Genomic DNA, 21,391 nt, shown 5'->3' with positions numbered 1-21,391 from the left:
TCGGAGCACCCGCGGCCCGACGTGTCCGGCGGCCCGTTCCGGCCACGGCGGCGCGTTGCTTTCGCTACGGTTGCGCGCTGAGACCGTCCCGTTCCCGCTCCCCAATTTCGTTCCTCCGGAGGAACCTTGGCCTCGATCACGCTCGATGCCGAGCGCCGTGTCCACGCCGACACCGGACGCGTCCGGGTCGCCGCCGTGGACGTGCTGCGCTCGCTCGGCTTCCAGATCACCTCGGAGATGGCCACCGTGGTGGAGGCCCGGCGCGGCTCCGCCGTCCGCTCGGCGATGCTCCTGCCCGACCAGGTGCCGCTGGCGGCCCGCCTCCACCTCGCGTCCGCCGACGACGACCGCACCTCGGTCTCCCTGCACCTGACGGACCGAGCGGTCTCGGTGATCGCGCTGGGCGTGCAGGACCCCTACGTGGCCGCCTTCCGGACGGCGCTGCTCGCCCTCGACCGCGCACTCACCGGCCTCGACCCGGCGGCCGGAGCGGCCGGCTTCCCCCAGCCCCGGTGGTGGGCCCGCGCACCCCGGGCCGACACACTGGCCCGGCACCACGAGACCGGCCAGCGCCTCGTCGGCGGCGTCGCCGCCCGCGTCAACGAGCGGCTCTCCGGCGGGCGCTGCTCCACCGGCCCGTCCCTGTGGGAGGGCATCGAGCGCATCGTCTTCCGCTCCCCGGCCGGCTTCCTCGCGATGGACATGGTCACCGCCCGCTCCCTGCTGGCGATCCCGGTGATGATCGGCAGCCGTCCGGACGGCGTGCCGGCCCAACTGTCCTCCGACGTCGCACGGTTGGCGGCGGCGGTGGAGTGCCGGCTGAGCGCGGGAGGCTACGGCTCCGTGGAGGTGGCGGTCGCCGAGGAGGACCGCCCGGCCTTCGAGTTCCTGCACCGCCAGTTCGGCATCCGCTCGCGCCTGCCCGTCCGCACACTCTGCACCTGCCGGGACTGCCGGCAGACCAAGGTGGTGAACCTGGACCTCAAACGGCTGCGGCAGCGGAAGAACCGGCTCAGGACGATCGCCTCCGTCGTGCAGACGACGTACGAGAAGGACGGCGAGCCCAACCCGTTCCTGGTCTTCGGGTCGATCTTCCAAGCGTCCAAGATTGACCCCGACTTCGTCTGCGCACGCTGCGAGAGCACCGTCGCCGACGAGCAGCCGGTGACCTTCTGCCCGCGCTGCGGCGACATGCGCACCGAGTCAGTCCTGGACACCTGCTCCGAGTGCGGCCACGACTTCGAGGCACTCGCCGCGGACCTCCCCGTCTGGCACACCGCACCCCCACCCCCGCTCGCCCCGCCGACCCCGCTTGCCCCGCCGACCCCGCCGCCGCCCGTTGCGCCCCCGATGCCGGCCGTCCCGCCCCGGCCGAACTGCGGCATCTGCGGCGGCACCTACCCCGTGCTCTGGTCCGTCCAGATCCTTGACGGCCCGAACCCGAGACCGCTCACCGTCTGCGCCACCACCCCCCGCTGCTCCCCACCCTCCATCGCCCCACCGGCCCGGATCCGGACCTGAGGCTCACGAGGATCGTGCGCGCCTCCGCGACCTCGCAGAGGCGCGCACAGTGATCCGGTTCAGACGCGGCGTTCGATCGCTTCGAAGATGTCGGCGCCGGTCTCCTGCTGCCACTTTGCCGCCGCGGAAGCCCGTTCCCACGGGGGAGTGTCCTCCCAGGGCGCGATGTAGCCGGGCTTCGGATCGCCGGGGAAGTGCTTGCGCACCCCGGCGATCCACGCCTCACGGAAGATCCGGCCGTCCTCGGTCATGTGGAGTTCCTTTTCGTTACGCGGCGTGCTGGAGCACCGAGATGTGGTTGTGCAGGTCCACGATTCGATCGTCCTTCATCAGGGGTACAAGATGGGGCTCGACTCCGTCGAGCTTCTTCACGATGTAGCCGGATCCCGTCCGTGCATCACCTGACACGGGGGCGTTGGGGTGCGGTGGGGGAGCAGTTCGGGAAGGTGGTGCATGCCGACTTGGTGGTGGCCAAGGCCTGAACGACGGCCTGTGGCCGCGCTATCCGGCGGTGAGAAGATCCGCGAGGGCGGTCAATCAGCCGACCGCCAATCCGCCTCGGGCCGGCGGGCCCAGCCGGCCCAGTGGCGGGTGTCGGAGACGAGGCTCTCACCGATGTCGGACACCACGGAGCGGACCGTGCGGGCAGCTTACTGTTCTGGGGTTCGCTGGTGGTTCGAGAGTGGGGATTCCAAGGGTGTCCGAGGCCAGGAAGCCGGTGTTGTACGTCGTGGTGTGTGCGGCGGGAGTCGCGGGCGGGGTAGGAGAGTTGATCGCCGCAGCTCAGCAGCAGGGGTGGGACGTCGGGGTGGTGGCGACTCCGAACGCGATGGCGCTCATCAACGCGGACGCGATCAGCGCGCAGACGGGGTATCCGATCCGCTCGGCCTGGCGGAAGCCCGGGGAGCCTCGGCCGCTGCCGGACCCGGACGCCATCGTCGTCTCGCCGGCCACCTTCAACACGGTCAACAAGTGGGCCCTGGGGATCTCGGACACCCTCGCCCTCGGCATCCTCTGCGAGTCGTACGGCTGGGGCGTCCCGGTGGCCGTGCAGCCGTGTCTGAGCGCGGCGCAGGCGGCGCACCCGGCCTACGAGGAGAGCCTGGCGAAGCTGCGGCGGATGGGGGTGCGGATCGCGGACTTCGTGCCCGGCTCGTACAGCTGGACGCGGGCCCTGGAGCTGCTGCGGGACTGACAGAGTGGCTGATCCGGGACGGCGATCCTTGCAGTGTGAGGGGTGGTTGGGGCCGAAGCTCCGGAGGTAGCGTCCGGGCAGGTCAGCGAGGGTGTGGGAGGTTTCCGGTGGCGGCGGTCAACGGCGAGGTGTCGTTCTGGTACGCGGCGGACGGGGTGCCCGAGCCGGGGCCCGGGCTACCGGGGGACCGGGACGTCGACGTGTGCATCGTCGGCGGTGGGTACACCGGGCTCTGGACGGCGTACTACCTGAAGAAGGCCGCCCCCTCCCTCCGGATCGCCGTCCTCGAACGGCGCTTCTGCGGCTACGGCGCCTCCGGCCGCAACGGCGGCTGGCTGTACAACGGCTTCGCGGGGCGCGGTGCGTTCGCCAGGCGGTACGGGCAGCAGCGGGCTGCCGCGATGCAGCGGATGATGGACGAGGCGGTCGGGGAGGTCGTCGACATTGCCGCCACCGAGGGGATCGAGGCGGACATCGTCCGCGGCGGCGTGCTCGAAGTGGCCCGCAGCAAGCCGCAGTTGGAGCGCCTGCGCGCCCACGTCGAGAGTGAGCGGGCCTACGGGGAGGGACGCGTCGAGCTGCTCGGCGGGAAGGAAGCAAGGGAGCGGATCGACGTCGCCGGTGCCCTCGGTGGCTGCTGGAGCCCGTACGGGGCCCGCATCCAGCCCGCCAAGCTCGCCCGTGGCCTCGCGCGCACCGTGCGCGGGTTGGGCGTCGAGGTGTACGAGGGGACGGCGGTCACCGCGATCCTGCCCGGCTCCGGCTACCGCAAGCCCCGCGCCGTCACCCCGTACGGCACCGTCACCGCCGACCATGTGCTGCGCGCCACCGAGGGGTTCACCGCCGGGCTGCGCGGCGAGAAGCGGACCTGGCTGCCGATGAACTCCGCGATGGTCGCGACCGAGCCGCTGCCCGCCGAGTTCTGGGCGGAGACCGGCTGGCACGGCCGGGAGGTGCTGGGCGACTTCGCGCACGCCTACATGTACGCGCAGCGCACCGCCGACGACCGGATCGCGCTGGGCGGGCGGGGTGTGCCGTACCGGTTCGGCTCGCGGACGGACTCGGACGGCAGCACCCAGGTGGAGACGGTGCGCCAGCTCCGGGCGATTCTCGACCGGTTCTTCCCGGCTGCCGCACACGCCCGGATCGACCACGGCTGGGCGGGCGTGCTCGGCGTGCCCCGGGACTGGTGCGCGACCGTCGAACTGGACCGGGTGAGCGGGCTCGGCTGGGCGGGCGGGTACGTCGGCAGCGGGGTGACCACCACCAACCTGGCCGGCCGCACCCTGCGGGACCTGGTGCTCGGCCGGGACACCGAGCTGACCCGGCTGCCCTGGGTGGGTCACACCGTGCGGCGCTGGGAGCCGGAGCCGCTGCGCTGGCTGGGGGTGCACGCGATGTACGCCGCGTACCACGCCGCCGACCGGCAGGAGTCGGCCGGCCGGGCCACCACCTCGCCGATCGCCCGGGTCGCGGACCTCGTCGCCGGGCGCTGAGCCGCCGGGTACTGAATCGCCGATCGCCGCGCGCCGAGTCCCCGGACGCGGAACGAGCGCGGCCGGCGGTCAGGCCGCTGTGCCGGGCCGTGTTGCGACGGCCGTCGGTGCAAGCGTCGCGCCACGATGTGCGGATGACGGTGAACGAGGCGGATCTGCCGCCGTCGGCGGCGAACCCGACGACCGGGGCCGGCCGGAGCGGCCGCCGCGTCGATCGGCCGTTCGGACGCGCCGCCGAGCGGAGTGGGCCCGCAGCACGGACGGTGAAGGCGTGCTGAGGAGAACACTGCCTGCCCTTGCGGTCGCCCTGTTGCTCTGCGTGCCCGGGAGCGGTGCGTGGGCCAGGTCGCCCGGCCGGCAGGTCGCGGTTGTGGACCAGGCCTCGCGCAGTGTGCTGGTGTTGCAGAGTGCCGAGGAGCTGATGGCCTGTCGCGGCCCGGGCCGGCTGCCGGTGGTCTGGGGCTGGAGTGCGGACCGGGCGCCGGAGTTGGCGGATCTGGAGCCCGCGCGCAGCTGGACGAACCCGGACGAGGTGAAGTCCCGGGTCCGGCAGGGGCGCCGGTACCTGCTGACGACCGCCTCCGGTGGGCTGGCGGCCGTCGTGGAGACCACCACGAACCGCATCCACTGGGCGGCGGACCTGGGGGCGGCGGTCAACCCGCACAGCATCGAGCTGCTGCCGGACGGCAACGTGGCCGTGGCGGCGAGCACGGGCGGCTGGGTGCGGCTGTACGCGGCGTCGCAGGGCCCGCGGGCCGCGGCGTACGCGGAGTTCCCGCTGCCGGGTGCGCACGGGGTGCACTGGGACGGGCGGAGCGGCCTGCTCTGGGTGCTCGGGGACACGGCGCTGACCGCGCTGCGGGTCGGCGGGACCCAGGCCGCGCCGACTCTCGCCGCGGTGCGGAGCAGCCCGTTGCCCGGCCGTGGCGGGCACGACCTGGCCGCCGTACTGGCGGCTCCGGGGCGGTTCTGGGTGACCGCGCTGACCGGCCTGTGGCGCTACGACCCTGCCACCGACCGCTTCGCCGCCGTGCGACTGACAGATCCGGCCGCCGAGCGGGACCTCAAGAGCGTCGGCGACGAGCCGGGCACCGGCCGGCTGCTCACGGTGGCGCCCGAGCATGCGGCACCGTGCGACTGGTGCACCTCGGTGATCACCCTGCACCGGCCGGAGGGAACGCGGTCGCTGCGCGGCGCGCACCTGTACAAGGCGAGGTGGTGGAGTGGCTGGTAGCAGATTCTGGACCCCAGGGGGCCGATCTGGGCGCGCGCGTCGGAGATACCACCCGAATTGCGGACGGCATTCGGCTGATGGGGCATATTGTGTACACCGACAAACTACTCCGATGGAGGTCAGTTTCCCGTCGCGGTCGGCAAACCATCCGTCGACCCCGGTCGGCTGGGATAGCGTCGTGGGGTCGGGGGGTCGACGCCGATCCGGTGTAATCGAACGCTAGCTACTGGGCCGTAACGGCCGAATGAGTCATGGAGAAAAACATGCGGAATTTCCGTGCGGAAAACCGGCCGGATGGAGTCGACGACCTTCAGCTCGCGATGGAATCACTGGCAGCCTTCCCGTCCCGGAACGCCGGGAGCGGAGCGGATGTGACCGAGCGGCTCGCGGCCGTTCACGATCTGTGCCGTGCGGTCGACGCGGTGCTGGACAGTCTGGTCGTCCAGGCGGCCGCCGAGGCCGCCGAGGAGGGGTGGACCGCGGCCCGCATGGCGGCCGAACACTCCGGCTACTACGCCAGGTTGCAGCGCGCGCTGCTCCCCGCCGCTGCCGGGCTGACCCGGCAGTGAGCGCGGAGCGACCGGGCGTGCACGTGCTGTCCTGTCCCACCCGGTGGAGTGACGTCGACGAGAACGGGCACATCAACAACGCTCGCCTGGTCGGCTACGTCCAGGAGGGGATTTACGACCTGTTCCGTCATCACGAAATCGCTGTGCGGGAATCACTGTTCCCCTTCGGGTTCATTATCGCGAGGCACGAGATCGACTACCTGGAACAGTTGCACCACCGGCCCGAGCCGTTGTCGGTGCGGCTCGTCGTGGAACGGCTCGGACGGAGTTCCGCGCAGGTCGAGGTGAATGTCTGCCGGGATCGGATCACCTTTATGCGGGCGCGGACCGTGGTGGTCGCGCGGGACCGCGAATCGGGCCGCTCGCGGGCGCTGAGCCCGGCCGAGCGGATCTTTCTCTCGGCGTTTATGGCGGATGCGGCCCGCGCCCAGGCGCTCCTGGCGGCCACGACGGTGACCGCGGCGACGACCGTGCCGACCGCGACGGCGGTGGGGGCCGCCACGGCGGTGGCCCCGGCGGCAGCGGTGAGCGCGACGGCCCCGGCGCAGCGCGTACCGGCCGGTGCGGCCGCCGGCATGGTGACGCCGTCCCGGCGGCCGCGCCGGCGGTGCCACGCCTCGGCGGGGTGAACCGCCGTCCCGGGCCGGTGGCGTGATCGACAAGGGTGTCGGTCCGCCCGGCCTGCGTCCCCGGCCTCCCTGGCCTCACCTGCGTCCCCGGCGTTCCAGGGCTCCCCGGCCTCCGTGGAGTTCCAGGGCTCCTCGGCCTCCCCGGTCCCGACGGTCCCGCCGTACTGAGGAAGAAGGCCGGTTCCGAAGGCGCCGTGGCGAGCTACGCTGAGCAGCATGGGCACCGGTACGCCCCACGGTGGTCACAGGCTGCGACCTCCCTCCAGGCCCAGGACGAGCAGGCCGCCGCCGGTCCGGCCGGAGCCCGCCGACCGGAAGGAGGACGCGATGACCATCTCCTGGGAGGACTTCCTCGCCCGCGTCGTCGAGCGCGGCGAGTACCGGGGTGAGGCTGAGGCGGATCATGCCGCCAGGGTCGTGCTGGCCCTGCTCGGCGAACACCTGGTGGGGGCCGAGCGGGGCGAACTCGCCGACGCGTTGCCCGTCACCTACGCCTCGCTGCTGCGCGACGCCGGGCCCGCGGCCGAGCCGCTGACTGCCGAGCGCTTCGTGCAGGCCGTGGTGGGCTGGATCGACGGGGCGACCCCGGCTACGGCGCAGTGGGACATCGGGGCCGTGCTCAGCACGGTCGCCGACCTGGTCCCGGGGGAGTTGCTGGACCGGGTGATCGAGCAGCTCCCGGACGGCTACGACCTGCTGTTCGGACACCCTGCACGGGCCTGAGCACGTCCGAGCGGCCGTCGGGCGCCGCTACCCGGTGGTGGCCCGGAACAGCTCCGCGCCCGGGCCGGTCAGTGCGACCGGCCCGGCGCCCGGGCGCAGGTAGGCCGACGCGCCCGCCGGAAGCGGGAGTCCGGCGCCGCCGGGCGCCCGCAGCCAGGCCTGCCCGGCGACGCAGAGCAGGATCTGCGGGGTGGGGAGGTCGACCCGGACGGAGGCGGCGCCGGGACGTAGCCGCGAGAGTCTGAACTCCTCTGCGGGCGACGGGAATTCCATCTCGACGCCGATTCCGGCGCCGATACCGGTGCCGGAGCCGGCGCCGTCCCCGAGCGGCCGCGGCACCAGCACCTCGGGTTCCCCGGTACGGAAGGACGTGACCGCCAGCAGACCGTCCACGTCGACGTGCTTGGGGGTGAGCCCGCAGCGCAGCACGTTGTCGGAGTTGGCCATCAACTCCACACCCACGCCCCGGAGGTAGGCGTGCGGCACCCCGGCGTCCAGGTACAGCGCCTGCCCGGCGGTGAGCCGGACGTGGTTGAGCAGCAGCGCGGCGAGCAGGCCCCGGTCGCCGGGGTACTCCGCGGCGAGGCGGGCGTATGCGGCACAGCTCGCGGCGTACGGTCCGCCGGCCGCCGCCGCCCGGTGCAGGGAGTCGGTGACGGCCGCGAGTTCGGCGGCGTCGGCGTGAAGGCCGGAGCGCAGCAGCTCGGGCAGCACGGCCTCGACGGGCCGGGTGCGCAGCGCGGTGGCCCAGGGGGTGAGCACGCCGAGGGCGTCCAGCAGCCGGGCGGTGGCGGCGGCCGGCCGGAAGCCGCACAGGGCCTCGAAGTCGCCGAGCGAGCAGATGAGTTCGGGCTTGTGCCCACGGTCCTTGAACACCCGCTCCGGCGCGTCCGGCGGAACGCCCCGGGCCTGCTCCGCCGCGTACCCGGCCTCGGCCTGGGCGCGGGTGGGGTGGACCTGGAGGGAGAGCGCCCGGTCGGCGGCCAGCACCTTGAACAGGAACGGCAGCGCCGGGCCGAACCGCCGTACGGTGTCCGGTCCGAGCATGCCGTCCGGGTCGGCGTCGATCAGCCGGTCCAGCGGCTGCGGGCCGGCGTCGCCGGACAGCAGGGACGGCGCCGACGGGTGGGCGCCCAGCCAGAGTTCGGCCTGCGGAGTGCCGTCGGGGGCGGTGCCGGTGAGCGCGGGGATGGCGGTGGGCGAGCCCCAGGCGTAGCGGCGGACCGGGTTCTGCAGGAGGGCGAACGGCAGGGGGCTGAGCGGCGGCATGCGGGCGGCTCCGGGGATGCTCAGCGGCAGAGCGCGGCCGCGCCGATCAGCCCGGCGTCGGTGCCGAGTTCGGCGCGGCGCACGTCCAGGCCGCGGATGTACGAGAGGGCGGCGTAGCGGTCCAGGTGGCGGGCGAGCGGGGCGAACAGCAGGTCCCCGGCAGCGGCCACGCCGCCGCCTATGACGACCCGGGAGAGGTCCACCAGGGCGGCCGTGGCGGCGATCCCGGCGGCCAGCGCCTGGGCGGCGCGGTCGAAGGAGGCGAGGGCAACCGGGTCGCCCTCGGCGGCGGAGGCGGCGACGGCGCGTGCCGTCCGATCGCCGTCCGCGGGCTGCCAGCCCGCGGCGAGGGCCCGGCGGGCGATCGCGGTGCCGCTGGCGAGGCCCTCCAGGCAGCCGCGCGAGCCGCAGGGGCAGGGCTCCCCGTCCAGTTCGACGGTGATGTGGCCGAGATGGCCGGCGTTGCCGCTGGGGCCGGGGCGTACCGTGCCGTCGAGCACCAGCCCGGCGCCGACGCCGGTCGACACCACCAGGCAGAGCGCGTTGTCGGCGCCTCGGGCCGCGCCCTGCCAGTGCTCGGCGGCGGCCATCGCCACGCCGTCCCCGGCGAGGTGGACGGGCAGCGCGCGGGCTGCCACAGCCGGGTGTGCGGCGACCGCGGCGACCAGCGGGAAGCTCCGCCAGCCGGGGATGTTGACGGGGCTGACGGTGCCGCCGGCGAGGTCGACCGGGCCGGCGCTGCCGATCCCGACGGCCGTCACGGCGGCCCAGTCCGCCGTCCCGGCGAGCTGTGCCAGCACCTGGTGCACCACGGCGAGCACGGCCGCGCCCGGCTCGGCGGCCGGGGTGGGCAGTTGGAGCCGGTGCCGCAGCCGGCCGTCGCCGTCGACCAGCGCCCCGGCGATCTTGGTGCCGCCGATGTCGAGGGCGGCGAACAGCGGGGTGACGGGCACGGGGGGCTCCAGAGCGGTCGATGGGGTCGGCGCCCCGGCCGCGGGGGCCGAGGCGCCGAACAGCGTAGAACAGACGGGCGGTCGGCTGCCCGTCAGCCCGCCGCGCTGAGCCGCAGGGTGACCAGCTCGAACGGGCGCAGCGCGAGGCGCACCGCGCCGTCCTCGACCGCCACCTCGCCGCGGGTGCCGTCCCAGGGCCGCTCCAGCAGGTCGCAGGGGACGGCGCCGGCCAGCGGGAAGGAGGTGGTGAGCCGGCCCCGGGCGCGGCCGCCGCCCGCCTCGTAGACCCGGACGATCAGGTCCCCGCTCCGGTCGTCGGCGAGCTTGACGGCGCTCACCACCAGGGCGTCGTTGTCCAGCCGCACCAGCGGAGCGACCTGCTCGGCGCTGCCGGTGACCCGCCGCTCCGGCAGGCCGATCCGGTAGCCCTCGCGGACGGCGTCGCCGATCGCCGCGCCCGGCACCAGGGCGTGCCGGAAGCGGTGCAGGCCCTGGTCGGTCTTCGGGTCGGGGAAGCGCGGGGCGCGCAGCAGCGAGAAGCGGACCGTGGTGGTGGTCCCGCCGTCGCCGGAGCGCACCGTGCGGGTGACGTCGTGGCCGTAGGTGGAGGCGGTGACCAGGGCGACGCCCCAGCCGGGTTCGTCGAGGTGGACGAAGCGGTGGTTGCAGGCCTCGAACTTGGCGGCGTCCCAGCTGGTGTTGGTGTGGGTGGGCCGGTAGAGGTGGCCGAACTGGGTCTCGGCGGCGTAGCGCTCGGTGTGGATATCCAGCGGGAAGGCGGCCTTGAGGAACTTCTCGGTCTCGTGCCAGTCGACCACGGTGTCGATGTCCAGCCGCTGCTCGCCGGCCCGCAGGGTGAGGGTCTGCACCACGGTGGAGGAGCCGAAGGAGCGGGCGATCCGCACGGAGGCCAGTTCGGCGGTGCGGTCGGCGGTGAGCGAGTCCACACCGGTCAGGTCGGTGACGGTGTTGCGGTAGAACTGGTCCACGTCCCAGGCGTCCCACATGTTGGGGAAGTCGGGGTGCAGCTGGAGCAGGTTGGCCCGGCTGCCGGGCGCGACGGTCTCCCGGCCGGTCGCGAGCTCGACCACCGAGGCGATCAGGCCGTCCGCGTCCACGACGACCTCCAGCAGGCCGTTGCGCAGTGTGAAGCCGCCCTCCGGCCGCTCCGCCACCGCGCACTCCGGGCCGGTCACGGCGGCGACCGCGGCCCCGCCGGCCGGCACCGCCGAGCGGGTGTGCGGCGCCGCGTTGAACACCAGCTCGCGCCCGCCGGAGGCCGCCCCGGCCAGCGCCTGCTGGGCCGCGTCGATCAGCCCCTCCAGCTCCCCGGCCAGCGCCGCGTACGTCGCCTCGGCCTCGCGGTGCACCCAGGCGATGGACGAGCCGGGCAGGATGTCGTGGAACTGGTGCAGCAGGACGGTCTTCCAGATCCGGTCCAGCTGCTCGTACGGGTAGGCCGCGCCGGTGCGCAACGCGGCGGTGGTGCACCAGAGTTCGGCCTCGCGTAGCAGGTTCTCGCTGCGCCGGTTGCCCTGCTTGGTCCTGGCCTGGCTGGTCAGGGTGGCGCGGTGCAGCTCCAGGTAGAGCTCGCCGACCCACACCGGCGGGTTCGGGTACTCGGCCTCGGCCTTGGCGAAGAACTCGGCGGGGTTCTCCCAGCGGACGGTGGCCGAGCCCTCCAGGTCCTTCATCCGGGCTGCCTTGGCGACCATCTCGCGGGTGGTGCCGCCGCCGCCGTCACCCCAGCCGGTCGGGGCGAGCGAGTGCCGGGCGACGCCCTTGTCCTTGAAGTTCTTCGCCGCGTGGGCGATCTCGCTGCCCTTCATCGAGCAGTTGTAGGTGTCGACCGGCGGGAAGTGGGTGAAGATCCGGGTCCCGTCGATGCCCTCCCAGAGGAAGGTGTGGTGCGGGAACCGGTTCACCTGGCTCCACGAGATCTTCTGGGTCAGCAGCCACTTGGAGCCCGCGTTGCGGATGATCTGCGGCAGGCCGCCGGTGAAGCCGAAGGTGTCCGGCAGCCAGGCCTCGTGGTTCTCCACCCCGAACTCGTCCAGGAAGAACCGCTTGCCGTGGACGAACTGCCGGGCCATCGCCTCCGAGCTCGGCATGTTGGTGTCGGACTCGACCCACATGCCGCCGGCCGGGACGAACCGGCCCTCCGCCACCGCCTTCCGCACCCGGGCGTACACCTCGGGACGGTGCTCCTTGATCCAGGCGAACTGCTGGGCCTGGGACATGGTGTAGCGGAAGTCCGGCTCGTCCTCCAGCAGCGCGGTCATGTTGGCGGTGGTGCGGGCCACCTTGCGGACGGTCTCGCGCAGCGGCCAGAGCCAGGCCGAGTCGATGTGGGCGTGGCCGATCGCGCTGATCCGGTGCGCGGACGGCACGGCGGGCGCGGCCAGCACCCCGGCCAGCTCCGAACGGGCCTTCGCCGCCGTGGCGTTGACGTCCTGGAGGTCGACTGCGTCGAGGCAGCGCTCGACCGCGCGCAGGATCTCCCACCGGCGGGCGCTCTCCACCGGCAGCTCGGCCATCAGCTCGCCGAGCACCTCCAGGTCCATCACGAGCTGCCAGACCGTCTCGTCGAAGACCGCCAGGTCCATCCGGGCCAGCTTGTACTGCGGCTGGTCGCCGGCCGTCTCCTTGTCGCCCAGCTCGGTGGGCAGGAACGGGTGGTAGTCCAGGATGACCGGGTTGGAGGCGGCCTCGACGTGCAGCAGCACCTGCTCGCCGCCGGCGGCCGGGGCGGCGATCCGCACCCACTGGTTCTGCGGGTTGAGGCCCTTCACCGGGGAGCCGTCCGGGCGGTAGACCAGGCCCTCGCACTGGAAGCCGGGCATGTTGGCGTCGAAGCCCAGGTCGATCAGCGCCTCGACGGTGCGCCCGGCCCAGGCCTGCGGCACGGTGCCGGTCACGGTGATCCAGCTGGTGCCCCAGGGCGCGCCCCAGGCGTCGCCCACCGCGATCGGGGTGGGCGGGGCGGCCAGGCCCTCGGCGACCGGGACGGGCTCGCCGGGCGCCGTCCAGATGCCGACCTCCAGCGGGACGGACTCGGGGTAGACGGCCGGGCGGATGCGCTCGTCCAGGACGCGCTTGAGGCGGGACTCGACCAGGGTGCGGTCATCGTGCATGTCAGCGGGCTCCGTTGCGTGGCTGAGGGGGCGTGGCTGCGGTTCTTGGTTCTCGGCTGAGATTGCGGGGCCGGGGTTGCGGGGCCGAGGGGGAGACGGACGGGCTAGGGAGAAGGTACGCCCGCGGGGTGGACCACCTCGGTGATGCCGCGCGCCGCGAGGTGCGCACGGTCCTCGGCGCGCTCGGCGAGCACCGCGGTCGGGCGCACACCCTCCTCGGCGAGGCGCATGAACGTCTCGTACACCGCACCGCCGGGGCCGCAGACCGAGCGCCGCGGCGAGGTGACCTCGTCGCCGGTGGCGACCACCACGGCGGTGCTGCGCGGCTTGGGCGGCTGCCAGGAGCGGCGGGCCTCGGCGGCGGCCTCGGCGAGCCGGGCACCGGCCGGCTTGACCGTCCGGTCGGTGGTCAACAGGCCCAGGCTGTATTCCAGTTCGGGGAAGTCGGCGAGTGAGCGGTCCACGTCGTGGGAGCACCACCAGGTCACGCCCCACAGGTCCGGGCAGTCCAGTGCGGCCTCCACGGTGGCGCCGGTGAAGCGCGCGGCGTCCTGCGGGGCGATGTGCGGGGCGGGCGCGCCGACCTCCTGCAGCCAGACCGGACGGGCCGGGTCGTCCGCCCAGGCCTTGGACAGCTCGACCAGGTACGCGGCGTGCTGCGCGGTGGCGGTGGAGTGCGCGCCGTAGCGCTGGGCGGTGCCGTTGAACACCCAGGAGTGCACGGCGGTCGCGGCGCCGATCCGGGCCGAGTGCCAGGGGGTGAACGGGTGCTCGTCCAGGTACCAGGCCGCGTCGTACGAGGCGTGCAGGTGCAGCCGGCCGGGGGCGCCCTGCTCGCAGGCGTCGAGCATCCGGCGCAGCCAGGCCTCGGCCTCGGCGGAGGTGGCCCGGTCCGGGTCGGGGTGAGGGGCGCCGGAGAACTGGTTGATCTCGTTGCCGAGCGTCATTCCGAGGAAGTTGGGCCGCCCGCGCAGCGCCCCGGCGAGAGTGCGCAGGTAGGCGGCCTGGGCGTCGACCACCTCGGGGTCGGTGAAGATGTTGCGCCGGTGCCAGGTCCGGGTCCAGGACGGGAGGAAGTCGAAGCTGGACAGGTGGCCCTGCAGGCCGTCCACCGCGACGTCCAGCCCGCGCTCGCCGGCCGCGTCCACCAGGGCCGTCAGCTGTTCGACGGCGCGCGGGCGGATCAGGGTGCGGTTGGGCTGGAAGACCGGCCAGAGCGGGAACACCCGTACGTGGTCCAGCCCGAGGGCGGCGATGGAGTCGAAGTCGGCGCGCACGGCGTCCAGGTCGAAGTCGAGCCAGTGGTGGAACCAGCCGGCGCTGGGGGTGTAGTTGACGCCGAAGCGCGGGGCCTGCGGGGTGGCAGTCATGTGCGGGGGCTTCCTCAACGGGTGTGGGGCGTACGGACGGTGGGCTATCCCTTGACGGCTCCCTCCTCGACGCCCTTGAAGAAGAAGCGCTGGCAGACGCCGAACACCACGACGATCGGCAGGAAGGCGATCATGGTGCCGGCCGCGATCAGCCGGGGGTTGGCGGAGAAGGTGCCGTTGAGGTACTGGAGCCCGACGGTGAGGGTGTACTTCTGCGGGTCGTTGAGCACGATCAGCGGCCACAGGAAGTCGTCCCAGGCACCGATGAAGGTGAAGATCACGATCACGCTGAGCATGCCGCGCACGTTCGGCAGACCGATGTGCCACAGCCGCTGCCAGACGGTGGCGCCGTCCACCAGGGCGGCCTGGTCGAGCTCGGCCGGGACGGCGGCGAACGCGGTGCGCATCAGCAGCACGTTGAGCATCGCGATCGAGCCGGGCAGCGCGACGCCGGCCAGGCTGTCGGCCAGGCCGAGGCTGCGCACCAGCACGTACTGGGAGACGATGGTGACCTCGCCGGGCAGGATCAGGGTGGCGAGGAAGAGGCCGAGGACGAGCTTGGCGCCGCGGAAGCGCAGCCGGGCGAGCGCGTAGCCGGCCAGCGTGCAGCCGACCACGTTGCCGGTGATGCAGACCACGGCGACGATCACCGAGTTGAGTGCGTAGGTCCACACCGGGATGACGTCGGCGACCTTGCCGTAGTTGCCCAGGGTGGGCTGGTCGGGCAGGAAGCTCGGTGTACGGGTGTAGACGTCCTCGGCGGGGCCCTTGAGGGAGGTGGACAGCTGCCACAGGAACGGGCCGATGACCAGCAGCAGGACCAGCACCAGGAGCAGGTAGCGGGCGGCGGTCTGGGCGGAGGAAGGGGTGTTGAAGCCCCTGGCGGACCTGCCGGGCCTGGCGGGCCCGGTCGCGGTGGCAGGCTCGGTGGCCTTCGTGCGGACGGTGGTCATGGGGTCAGGCCGCCTTCCGGTTCAGCCGCATCAGGAACAGCATCGGGCCGAGGGTGATGACGAACAGCAGCAGGCTGAGCGCCGAAGCGTAGCCCAGGTGGCCGTTGAACCCGCGGCTGTACATCTGGATCAGCATCACCACGGACATGTCCCGCCCGCCGGGGCCGCCCAGGCCGTTGGAGAGCACGTACAGCTCGGAGAAGACGCGCAGCGAGCTCACCGAGATCAGCGCGGAGATCAGGATCATGGTCGGGCGCACCCCGGGCAGGGTGACGTGCCAGAACCGGCCGATCGGGCCGGCGCCGTCCACGGCCGCCGCCTCGTGCAGCTCGCGCGGGACGTTGGCGAGGGCGGACAGGTAGATGACCATGTAGTAGCCGAGGCCCTTCCAGACGGTCAGGGCGATCGCGCTGAACAGCAGCAGCCAGCGGTCGGTCAGGAAGGAGACCGGCGAGTCGGCCAGCCCGGTCTGCCGCAGCAGGCCGTTGACCAGGCCGCGGTCGTCCAGCGCCCAGCCCCAGATCAGCGCCACCACGACGGCGGAGGCGATCACCGGGGTGTAGAAGGCGGTGCGGAAGAAGGTGATGCCGGGGATCCTGCGCTGGACGAGCAGCGCGAGCAGCAGCGGCAGGACGGTCAGCAGGGGCAGGCAGACCAGCATGAACACGATGCTGTTGAGCAGGGCGTCGGCGAGCTGTTCGTCGTCCAGCAGCCGCCCGTAGTTCTCCAGGCCGGTGAACTGCCCGCCGCCCAGCGGCTTGGCGCTGGTGAAGGACAGGATCACCGTGTTGACGGCCGGCCAGAGGTTGAAGACGGCCAGCCAGACTATCGCGGGCCCGGCGAGCAGCCAGGGGGTGAACCAGCGCCGGTGGGTCATGCGATCGCCTTCCTGGGGCCTGGGGGTGGTGCGGGTGACTCCCGGGGAGCGGCGGGTGTGGGGGAGCCCGCCGCTTCGCCGGTACGGGGTGGGGACGTCGCGGGGCGCGGTGCGGCGGGGCGTGGTGCCGTGCCGCGGGGGCAGCCCGTGCGTGTGCCGGGGGTCAGCCCTTGAGCAGCTTGTTGCACTGCTCGACGGCGGTGTCCAGCGCCTGCTTGGAGCTGGTCTCGCCGCTGATGGCCAGCGCGAACTGCTGCTTGATGACGGTGCCCATCGCGTCGTCCACCTCGACGGGCTGGATCAGCTCGGCCTTGGCGAGCGAGTTGAAGGCGATGACCTTGGCGTCGCCCGCGTTGGTGCCGTCGCTCTTGCTGAAGAACGGGTCGTTCGCGGAGGCCTTGGTGGACGGGAAGACGCTGGTCAGGTGGGCGAAGGCGGCCTGGTTCTCGGGGCTGGTCACCCAACGGGCGAGGGCCACGGCGGCGGCCGGGTTCTTGGTGTTCTTCGGGATGGACAGGCCCTGGACGTACAGCGGCGGGGTGCCCATCGCGGTGGAGGGGACGACCTTCGGGGCGAGGGTCGGGTTGTCGGTGGCGAGGCTGGTGATGAAGTTGCCGCCGCCGGTGGTCCAGGCCGCGGTGCCGGAGCTGAAGAGCTTGGAGTTGCCGGCGTAGGTGTCGGTCAGCACCCCGTTCGGCATCAGGCCCTCCTTGAACGCGTCGCGGTACCTGTCGAGCAGCGCTGCGGCCTCGGGGGTGTTGAAGGTGAAGGCCTTGCCGTCGTCGGACATGATCTTCACGCCGATGTTGTACAGGTCGCCGATGCCCGGCTTGCGGCTCATCAGGTAGGTCTGGCCGCCGGACTTCTCCTTCATCACCCGGGCCTGGGCGATCAGTTCGTCCAGGCTGGCCGGGGGCTTCTGCGGGTCCAGGCCGTTCTTCGTGAGGAGTTCCGAACTCCAGTAGTTCACATCGGTGTTGAGGTACCACGGGTAGCCGAAGGTGCCCTGCTGCCCGTTGAACCGGTAGGCGCCCACGCCGCCGGCGACGTACTCCTCGGCGAGCTTCGGGTCGGCCTTGGCGACGTCCAGCAGGACGTCCTTCTTCGCCAGCGGGAAGGCGAAGTCGGGCGGGAGGTTGACCACGTCGGGCAGGGTGCCGGCGGCGGCCTGGCTGAGCACCTTGTCGGAGTAGCCCTCGCCGGGCTGGTCGAGCCACTCGACCTCGACGCCGGGGTACTTCTTCTTGAAGCCGTCGATCACGCCCTGCATGTAGTCGGTGAACTTCGGCTTGAGCGCCCAGGTCTGGAGCGAGACCCTGCCCTTGACCTCGCCGGTGGCGGCCGCACTCGCCACCGCGTCGCTGCTCTTGGTGTCGCCGGAGCCGAGTCCGCAGCCGGTGAGTGCGGCGGTGGCGAGCGCCGTCGTGGTCAGTGCCGCCCAGATTCTTCGCATGAGGGTCTCCCGGTCCTGGGGGTGGGTGGGGGATCGTGCTGAGCTCGGGGTTTCCCGGGGCTGTTCCCCGGGGGTTCTGTCAACGGGGTGATGCAACGAGGACGCGACGGGGGCCGCGCCGGATTCCGGAACCTGACCAACTAAACCGGTCTAGCTATGCCAGGGACTATGCTCCCGCCTAAACTTGGATGTCAAGAGAAGGGTCGGGTTCCGTGGGCAGACCGACGATCGCCGACATCGCCCGCCAGGCCGGTGTCTCCAAGGGTGCGGTGTCCTTCGCGCTCAACGGCCGGCCGGGCGTGAGCGAGGCGACCAGGGCCCGGATCCTGCGGGTCGCCGAGGAGATGAACTGGCGCCCGCACAGCGCCGCGCGCGCCCTCGGCGGAGCCCGGGCCGACGCCGTCGGCCTGGTGATCGCCCGGCCGGCCCGCACCATCGGCGTCGAGCCGTTCTTCAGCCAACTGCTGTCCGGGCTCCAGGCCGTGCTCTCGGCCAGCTCGATCGCGCTGCACCTGATGGTGGTCGAGGACACCGCCGCCGAGATCGAGGTCTACCGCGGCTGGGCCTCCGAGCACCGGGTGGACGGCTTCATCGTGGTCGACCTCCAGGTCAAGGACCCGCGGCTGCCGGTGCTGGACGAACTCGGGCTGCCCGCCGTGGTGCTGGGCGGGCCCGGCAAGGGCGGCAACCAGCTGCGGATCTGGGCCGACGACCGGGAGGCGATGCTCTCGATCGTCGACTACCTGGCCGCCATCGGGCACCGCCGGATCGCCCACCTCGCCGGGCTGCCGCACTTCCAGCACACCCAACGGCGGATCCGCGCGCTGCGCGACGCCTCGCGCCGGCTCGGGCTGGAGGAAGCGGTGTCGGTGCCCACCGACTTCAGCGACGCCGAGGGCGCGGCCGCCACCCGGACCCTGCTGTCCCGGGCCAAGCGGCCCACCGCCATCGTCTACGACAGCGACGTGATGGCCGTCGCCGGGCTGGGCGTGGCGGGGGAGATGGGCGTCGCGGTGCCCGGCGAGCTGTCGATCGTCTCCTTCGACGACTCGGTGCTCGCCCGGATCGTCCACCCGCCGCTGACCGCGCTCAGCCGGGACACCTTCGCGCTCGGCGAGCAGGTGGCGCGCAGTCTGCTGGCGGAGCTGGACGAGGCCGGGCCCGGGCGGGACCTCCAGATGCCCACGCCGCGGCTGACGGTGCGGGAGTCCACCTCGCCGCCGAGAGGCACGCCGGCCGGCTCCCCCACGGGTTCCGCCGTCGATTCGCCCGCCGGTTCCCCCGCAGGGGTGGATGCTGCGCGCATCGTTGACAGCTGTTCTGAACCGGTTTAGCCTCGCAGCGCCGAGCGGGCCCCCGGCTCGGCGCGCTCCGCCGCATTTCGTCCGGCTCCCGTCACCCGCTGCCCGTCCCGATCCCCGACGCGTCCCGTCCGGCGAGGAAGCCCGGCAGCGGTACGACCTCCACCCGATCCAGCACCGGCACGCCCGCATGCAGCCGGGCCCCCGTCCGCGACGGCGGGCCCGCCCCCACCCTCCTCCGCCTCGATCGGAGCCACCGCATGTCACGACGCCTCCCCCTGCTGCTCGGCGCCGCCCTCGCGACGGCCGCGCTGACCGTCACCCCCGCGGCCTGGGCCGACCCGATACCGGCCGCGGCACCCGCCGCCACCGTCGGCTCGGGCAGCCAGCCCTTCGCCTCGTACTGGTACCCCAACAGCATCCTGAACTGGGACCCGGCCACCGACCCGGACGCCCGCTTCAACCGCTCCCGCGTGCCACTCCAGCCGCGCACCAGCGACCCGGCGCTGCGGGCCAACCCCAACGCCCGCACCGGTGAGGGCAGGATCGCCTCGCTGGTCTCCTTCGGCCCCACCTCCAACAACCCCTCGCAGGGCTCCGCCGACCCGAACTACTACGCCTTCGGCTACTGGCAGTACGTCGACACGCTGGTGTTCTGGGGCGGTTCGGCCGGCGAGGGCCTGATCCTCGCCCCCAACCCGACCGTGATCGACGCCGCCCACCGCAACGGCGTCAAGGTCTACGGCACGGTCTTCTTCCCGCCCGGCGCGTACGGCGGCCAGCTCCAGTGGGTGCGCGACTTCGTCCAGAAGTCCGGCAGCCGCTACCCCGTCGCCGACAAGCTCGTCCAGGCCGCGCAGTACTACGGCTTCGACGGCTGGTTCATCAACCAGGAGACCGGCGGCGGCGATTCGGCCCTGGCGGGCGAACTGCGCAACCTGATGCAGTACACCAAGGCGCAGAGCGGCACCGAGTTCATGTGGTACGACGCGATGACCACCTCCGGCCCGGTCAACTGGCAGAACGCCCTCACCTCGGCCAACTCACCCTTCCTGCAGGATGGTTCGAAGCGCACCGCGGACTCGATGTTCCTGAACTTCAACTGGTCGGCGAGCGGCCTGAACTCCTCCCGGGCACTGGCCCGGCAGCTCGGCCGCAGCGAGTACGACCTCTACTCCGGCATCGACACCGAGGCCAACGGCTACAACACCGGCGTGGACTGGAACACCCTCTTCCCGGCCGGCAAACCGCACACCACCTCGCTCGGCCTCTACCGCCCGGAGTGGACCTGGAAGTCCGCCACCGACCGCGCCGACTTCTACGCCAAGGACGCCCGCTACTGGGTCGGCGCCGCCAACGACCCGTCCCGGATCGACCTCTCGGCGAGCTGGCCCGGCCTGGCCGGCTACGTCGCCGAGTCCTCGCCGATCACCGCCAAGCCCTTCGTCACCAACTTCGACACCGGGCAGGGCGACTTCTACAACGCGGCCGGCACCCGGGTCGCCACCGGCGGCTGGAACAACCTCTCGCTCCAGGACGTCCCGCCCACCTACCGCTGGGTGGTGGAGTCGAGCGGCAGCAGGATCACCCCGTCCGTCGACTTCACCGACGCCTACCAGGGCGGCTCCTCGCTGCGGCTGAGCGGAAAGCTCGACGCCGCCAACACCGTACGGCTGTACCAGACCGCGCTGCCGGTCGCCGCGAACACCAAGCTGGACCTGGTGCTCAAGACCCCGGCCGCCGGGCCCACCAAGCTCAAGGCCGCGGTCTCCTTCGCCGACGCGCCGAGCAGCTTCACCACGATCGATGTCGGCGCCAACTCCGGTACCGGCTGGGAGCGGCACACCCTCGACCTCTCCCCGTACGCGGGCCGCACCGTCGCCCAGATCGCCCTGCGGGCCGAGGGCAGCGACCCGGCGTACGACCTGAGGGTCGGCCAAGTAGCCCTCTACGACGGCTCGGTGGAGATCCCGGCGGCACCGGCCGGCCTCACCGTCCTCGGCGCGAGCGACGTCACGCCCGGCTCCAGCCAGTCCCTGCGGCTGTCCTGGACGGCGGCGCCGGGCGGCAACGTGCACCACTACGAGGTGTACCGGCGCAACGCGGACGGCAGCCGCACCTTCCTCGGCGCCACGCCCAACGACGCGTACTTCGCCGGGCGGCTCGACCGGGCCGGCGGCGAGAACGCCACCACGCTCGACGTCGAGGCGGTGTCCACCACCTACGGGCGGTCGACCGCCGCCTCCACCACGGTGAGCTGGAACGGCACCCCGCCGACCTCCACGAACCTCGCGCTGAACCGCCCGGCCACCGCCTCCGGCCAGTGCAACGCGAACGAGGGCCCGGCCAAGGCCGTCAACGGCAGTGTCGGCGGCGGGACCAGCGACAAGTGGTGCACCCTCACCTCCGCCAAGTGGCTGGAGGTGGACCTCGGTTCGGCGAAGCAGCTGTCCAAGTTCGTGGTCAAGCACGCCTCGGCGGGGGGCGAGAGCGCCTCCTACAACACCCGCGACTTCGCCGTCCAGGTCCGGTCGGGCGCGAGCGACCCCTGGACGACCGTCGCGGACGTCACCGGCAACACGGCCGGCACCACCACCCACCCGGTGAACACCACCGCCCGCTACGTCCGGCTGGTGATCACCGCCCCCACCCAGACCACCGACCCGGCCGCCCGCATCTACGAGTTCGAGGCCTGGGGCGCGTAGCCCCCATCG

Annotated in this window: 17 protein-coding genes; 9 read left to right on the top strand and 8 right to left on the bottom strand. The window is 72.7% G+C overall.

From position 1 onward, the window contains the following. Positions 1-126: 126 nt before the first annotated feature. On the top strand, positions 127-1,521 hold the full coding sequence (locus ACIRRH_RS11770; protein WP_403065342.1) for a hypothetical protein: 1,395 nt from the start codon (positions 127-129) through the stop codon (positions 1,519-1,521). 59 nt (positions 1,522-1,580) lie between these two features. On the opposite strand, the gene ACIRRH_RS11765 is transcribed toward ACIRRH_RS11770, so the two are convergent. Continuing rightward, complete coding sequence (locus ACIRRH_RS11765; protein WP_403065552.1) at positions 1,581-1,772, bottom strand: hypothetical protein; 192 nt, start codon at positions 1,770-1,772, stop codon at positions 1,581-1,583. 446 nt (positions 1,773-2,218) lie between these two features. On the opposite strand from ACIRRH_RS11765, the gene ACIRRH_RS11760 reads away from it, so the two are divergent. The 6 genes from ACIRRH_RS11760 to ACIRRH_RS11735 all read left to right on the top strand — a co-directional run bounded on the left by ACIRRH_RS11760 (position 2,219) and on the right by ACIRRH_RS11735 (position 7,367). Beyond that, complete coding sequence (locus ACIRRH_RS11760; protein ID WP_403065339.1) at positions 2,219-2,716, top strand: flavoprotein; 498 nt, start codon at positions 2,219-2,221, stop codon at positions 2,714-2,716. A 107-nt stretch (positions 2,717-2,823) separates the two neighbouring features. Further along, positions 2,824-4,212 (top strand): NAD(P)/FAD-dependent oxidoreductase, encoded by a 1,389-nt coding sequence (locus ACIRRH_RS11755; protein ID WP_403065336.1) that lies wholly within the window; start codon positions 2,824-2,826, stop codon positions 4,210-4,212. 370 nt (positions 4,213-4,582) lie between these two features. Continuing rightward, a complete protein-coding gene (locus ACIRRH_RS11750) occupies positions 4,583-5,446 on the top strand; it encodes a DUF6528 family protein (protein WP_403065333.1) in 864 nt (287 codons plus the stop codon). 251 nt (positions 5,447-5,697) lie between these two features. Beyond that, complete coding sequence (locus ACIRRH_RS11745; protein WP_403065330.1) at positions 5,698-6,015, top strand: hypothetical protein; 318 nt, start codon at positions 5,698-5,700, stop codon at positions 6,013-6,015. Positions 6,016-6,032: 17 nt separating this feature from the next. Then, positions 6,033-6,644, top strand: a complete 612-nt coding sequence (locus tag ACIRRH_RS11740; RefSeq protein ID WP_403065327.1) for an acyl-CoA thioesterase — start codon at positions 6,033-6,035, stop codon at positions 6,642-6,644. Positions 6,645-6,971: 327 nt separating this feature from the next. After that, positions 6,972-7,367, top strand: coding sequence for a DUF2267 domain-containing protein (locus ACIRRH_RS11735; protein ID WP_403065325.1), 396 nt, complete (start codon positions 6,972-6,974; stop codon positions 7,365-7,367). 27 nt (positions 7,368-7,394) lie between these two features. Here the strand turns inward: ACIRRH_RS11735 and manA are convergent, their stop codons facing one another. The 7 genes from manA to ACIRRH_RS11700 form a co-directional block, all read right to left on the bottom strand. After that, positions 7,395-8,636: a mannose-6-phosphate isomerase, class I gene (gene manA / locus ACIRRH_RS11730; RefSeq protein WP_403065322.1), complete on the bottom strand. Its 1,242-nt coding sequence runs from the start codon at positions 8,634-8,636 to the stop codon at positions 7,395-7,397. Between the two features lie 20 nt (positions 8,637-8,656). After that, on the bottom strand, positions 8,657-9,589 hold the full coding sequence (locus ACIRRH_RS11725; protein WP_403065319.1) for an ROK family protein: 933 nt from the start codon (positions 9,587-9,589) through the stop codon (positions 8,657-8,659). 92 nt (positions 9,590-9,681) lie between these two features. Next, entirely contained in the window at positions 9,682-12,723 is a 3,042-nt protein-coding gene (locus tag ACIRRH_RS11720; protein WP_403065316.1) for an alpha-mannosidase, read from the bottom strand. A gap of 104 nt (positions 12,724-12,827) precedes the next feature. Further along, complete coding sequence (locus ACIRRH_RS11715; RefSeq protein WP_403065313.1) at positions 12,828-14,093, bottom strand: glycosyl hydrolase; 1,266 nt, start codon at positions 14,091-14,093, stop codon at positions 12,828-12,830. A gap of 44 nt (positions 14,094-14,137) precedes the next feature. Then, positions 14,138-15,046 carry a carbohydrate ABC transporter permease gene (locus tag ACIRRH_RS11710; RefSeq protein WP_403065310.1) on the bottom strand — a complete coding sequence of 303 codons (909 nt, stop codon included), beginning with the start codon at positions 15,044-15,046 and terminating at the stop codon, positions 14,138-14,140. A gap of 4 nt (positions 15,047-15,050) precedes the next feature. Continuing rightward, a complete protein-coding gene (locus ACIRRH_RS11705; RefSeq protein ID WP_403065307.1) occupies positions 15,051-15,923 on the bottom strand; it encodes a carbohydrate ABC transporter permease in 873 nt (290 codons plus the stop codon). Between the two features lie 163 nt (positions 15,924-16,086). Further along, positions 16,087-17,376, bottom strand: coding sequence for an ABC transporter substrate-binding protein (locus ACIRRH_RS11700; RefSeq protein ID WP_403065304.1), 1,290 nt, complete (start codon positions 17,374-17,376; stop codon positions 16,087-16,089). Positions 17,377-17,588: 212 nt separating this feature from the next. On the opposite strand from ACIRRH_RS11700, the gene ACIRRH_RS11695 reads away from it, so the two are divergent. Further along, positions 17,589-18,710 carry a LacI family DNA-binding transcriptional regulator gene (locus ACIRRH_RS11695; protein WP_403065301.1) on the top strand — a complete coding sequence of 374 codons (1,122 nt, stop codon included), beginning with the start codon at positions 17,589-17,591 and terminating at the stop codon, positions 18,708-18,710. A 227-nt stretch (positions 18,711-18,937) separates the two neighbouring features. Then, positions 18,938-21,382, top strand: a complete 2,445-nt coding sequence (locus tag ACIRRH_RS11690) for a discoidin domain-containing protein (RefSeq protein ID WP_403065298.1) — start codon at positions 18,938-18,940, stop codon at positions 21,380-21,382. The last annotated feature ends 9 nt before the right edge of the window (positions 21,383-21,391 follow it).

The sequence above is a fragment of the Kitasatospora sp. NPDC101235 genome (assembly GCF_044767505.1).
Taxonomy (GTDB): domain Bacteria; phylum Actinomycetota; class Actinomycetes; order Streptomycetales; family Streptomycetaceae; genus Kitasatospora.
Note: the sequence above shows the minus strand (reverse complement) of the source record. Positions and strands in the feature narration are given on the sequence as shown.

Coding starts and splice junctions, on each gene's coding strand:
- ACIRRH_RS11690 (WP_403065298.1), top strand. CDS start 18,938: ATGTCACGACGCCTCCCCCTGCTGCTCGGCGCCGCCCTCGCGACGGCC.
- ACIRRH_RS11715 (WP_403065313.1), bottom strand. CDS start 14,093: ATGACTGCCACCCCGCAGGCCCCGCGCTTCGGCGTCAACTACACCCCC.
- ACIRRH_RS11700 (WP_403065304.1), bottom strand. CDS start 17,376: ATGCGAAGAATCTGGGCGGCACTGACCACGACGGCGCTCGCCACCGCC.
- ACIRRH_RS11705 (WP_403065307.1), bottom strand. CDS start 15,923: ATGACCCACCGGCGCTGGTTCACCCCCTGGCTGCTCGCCGGGCCCGCG.
- manA (WP_403065322.1), bottom strand. CDS start 8,636: ATGCCGCCGCTCAGCCCCCTGCCGTTCGCCCTCCTGCAGAACCCGGTC.
- ACIRRH_RS11745 (WP_403065330.1), top strand. CDS start 5,698: ATGGAGAAAAACATGCGGAATTTCCGTGCGGAAAACCGGCCGGATGGA.
- ACIRRH_RS11710 (WP_403065310.1), bottom strand. CDS start 15,046: ATGACCACCGTCCGCACGAAGGCCACCGAGCCTGCCACCGCGACCGGG.
- ACIRRH_RS11735 (WP_403065325.1), top strand. CDS start 6,972: ATGACCATCTCCTGGGAGGACTTCCTCGCCCGCGTCGTCGAGCGCGGC.
- ACIRRH_RS11765 (WP_403065552.1), bottom strand. CDS start 1,772: ATGACCGAGGACGGCCGGATCTTCCGTGAGGCGTGGATCGCCGGGGTG.
- ACIRRH_RS11720 (WP_403065316.1), bottom strand. CDS start 12,723: ATGCACGATGACCGCACCCTGGTCGAGTCCCGCCTCAAGCGCGTCCTG.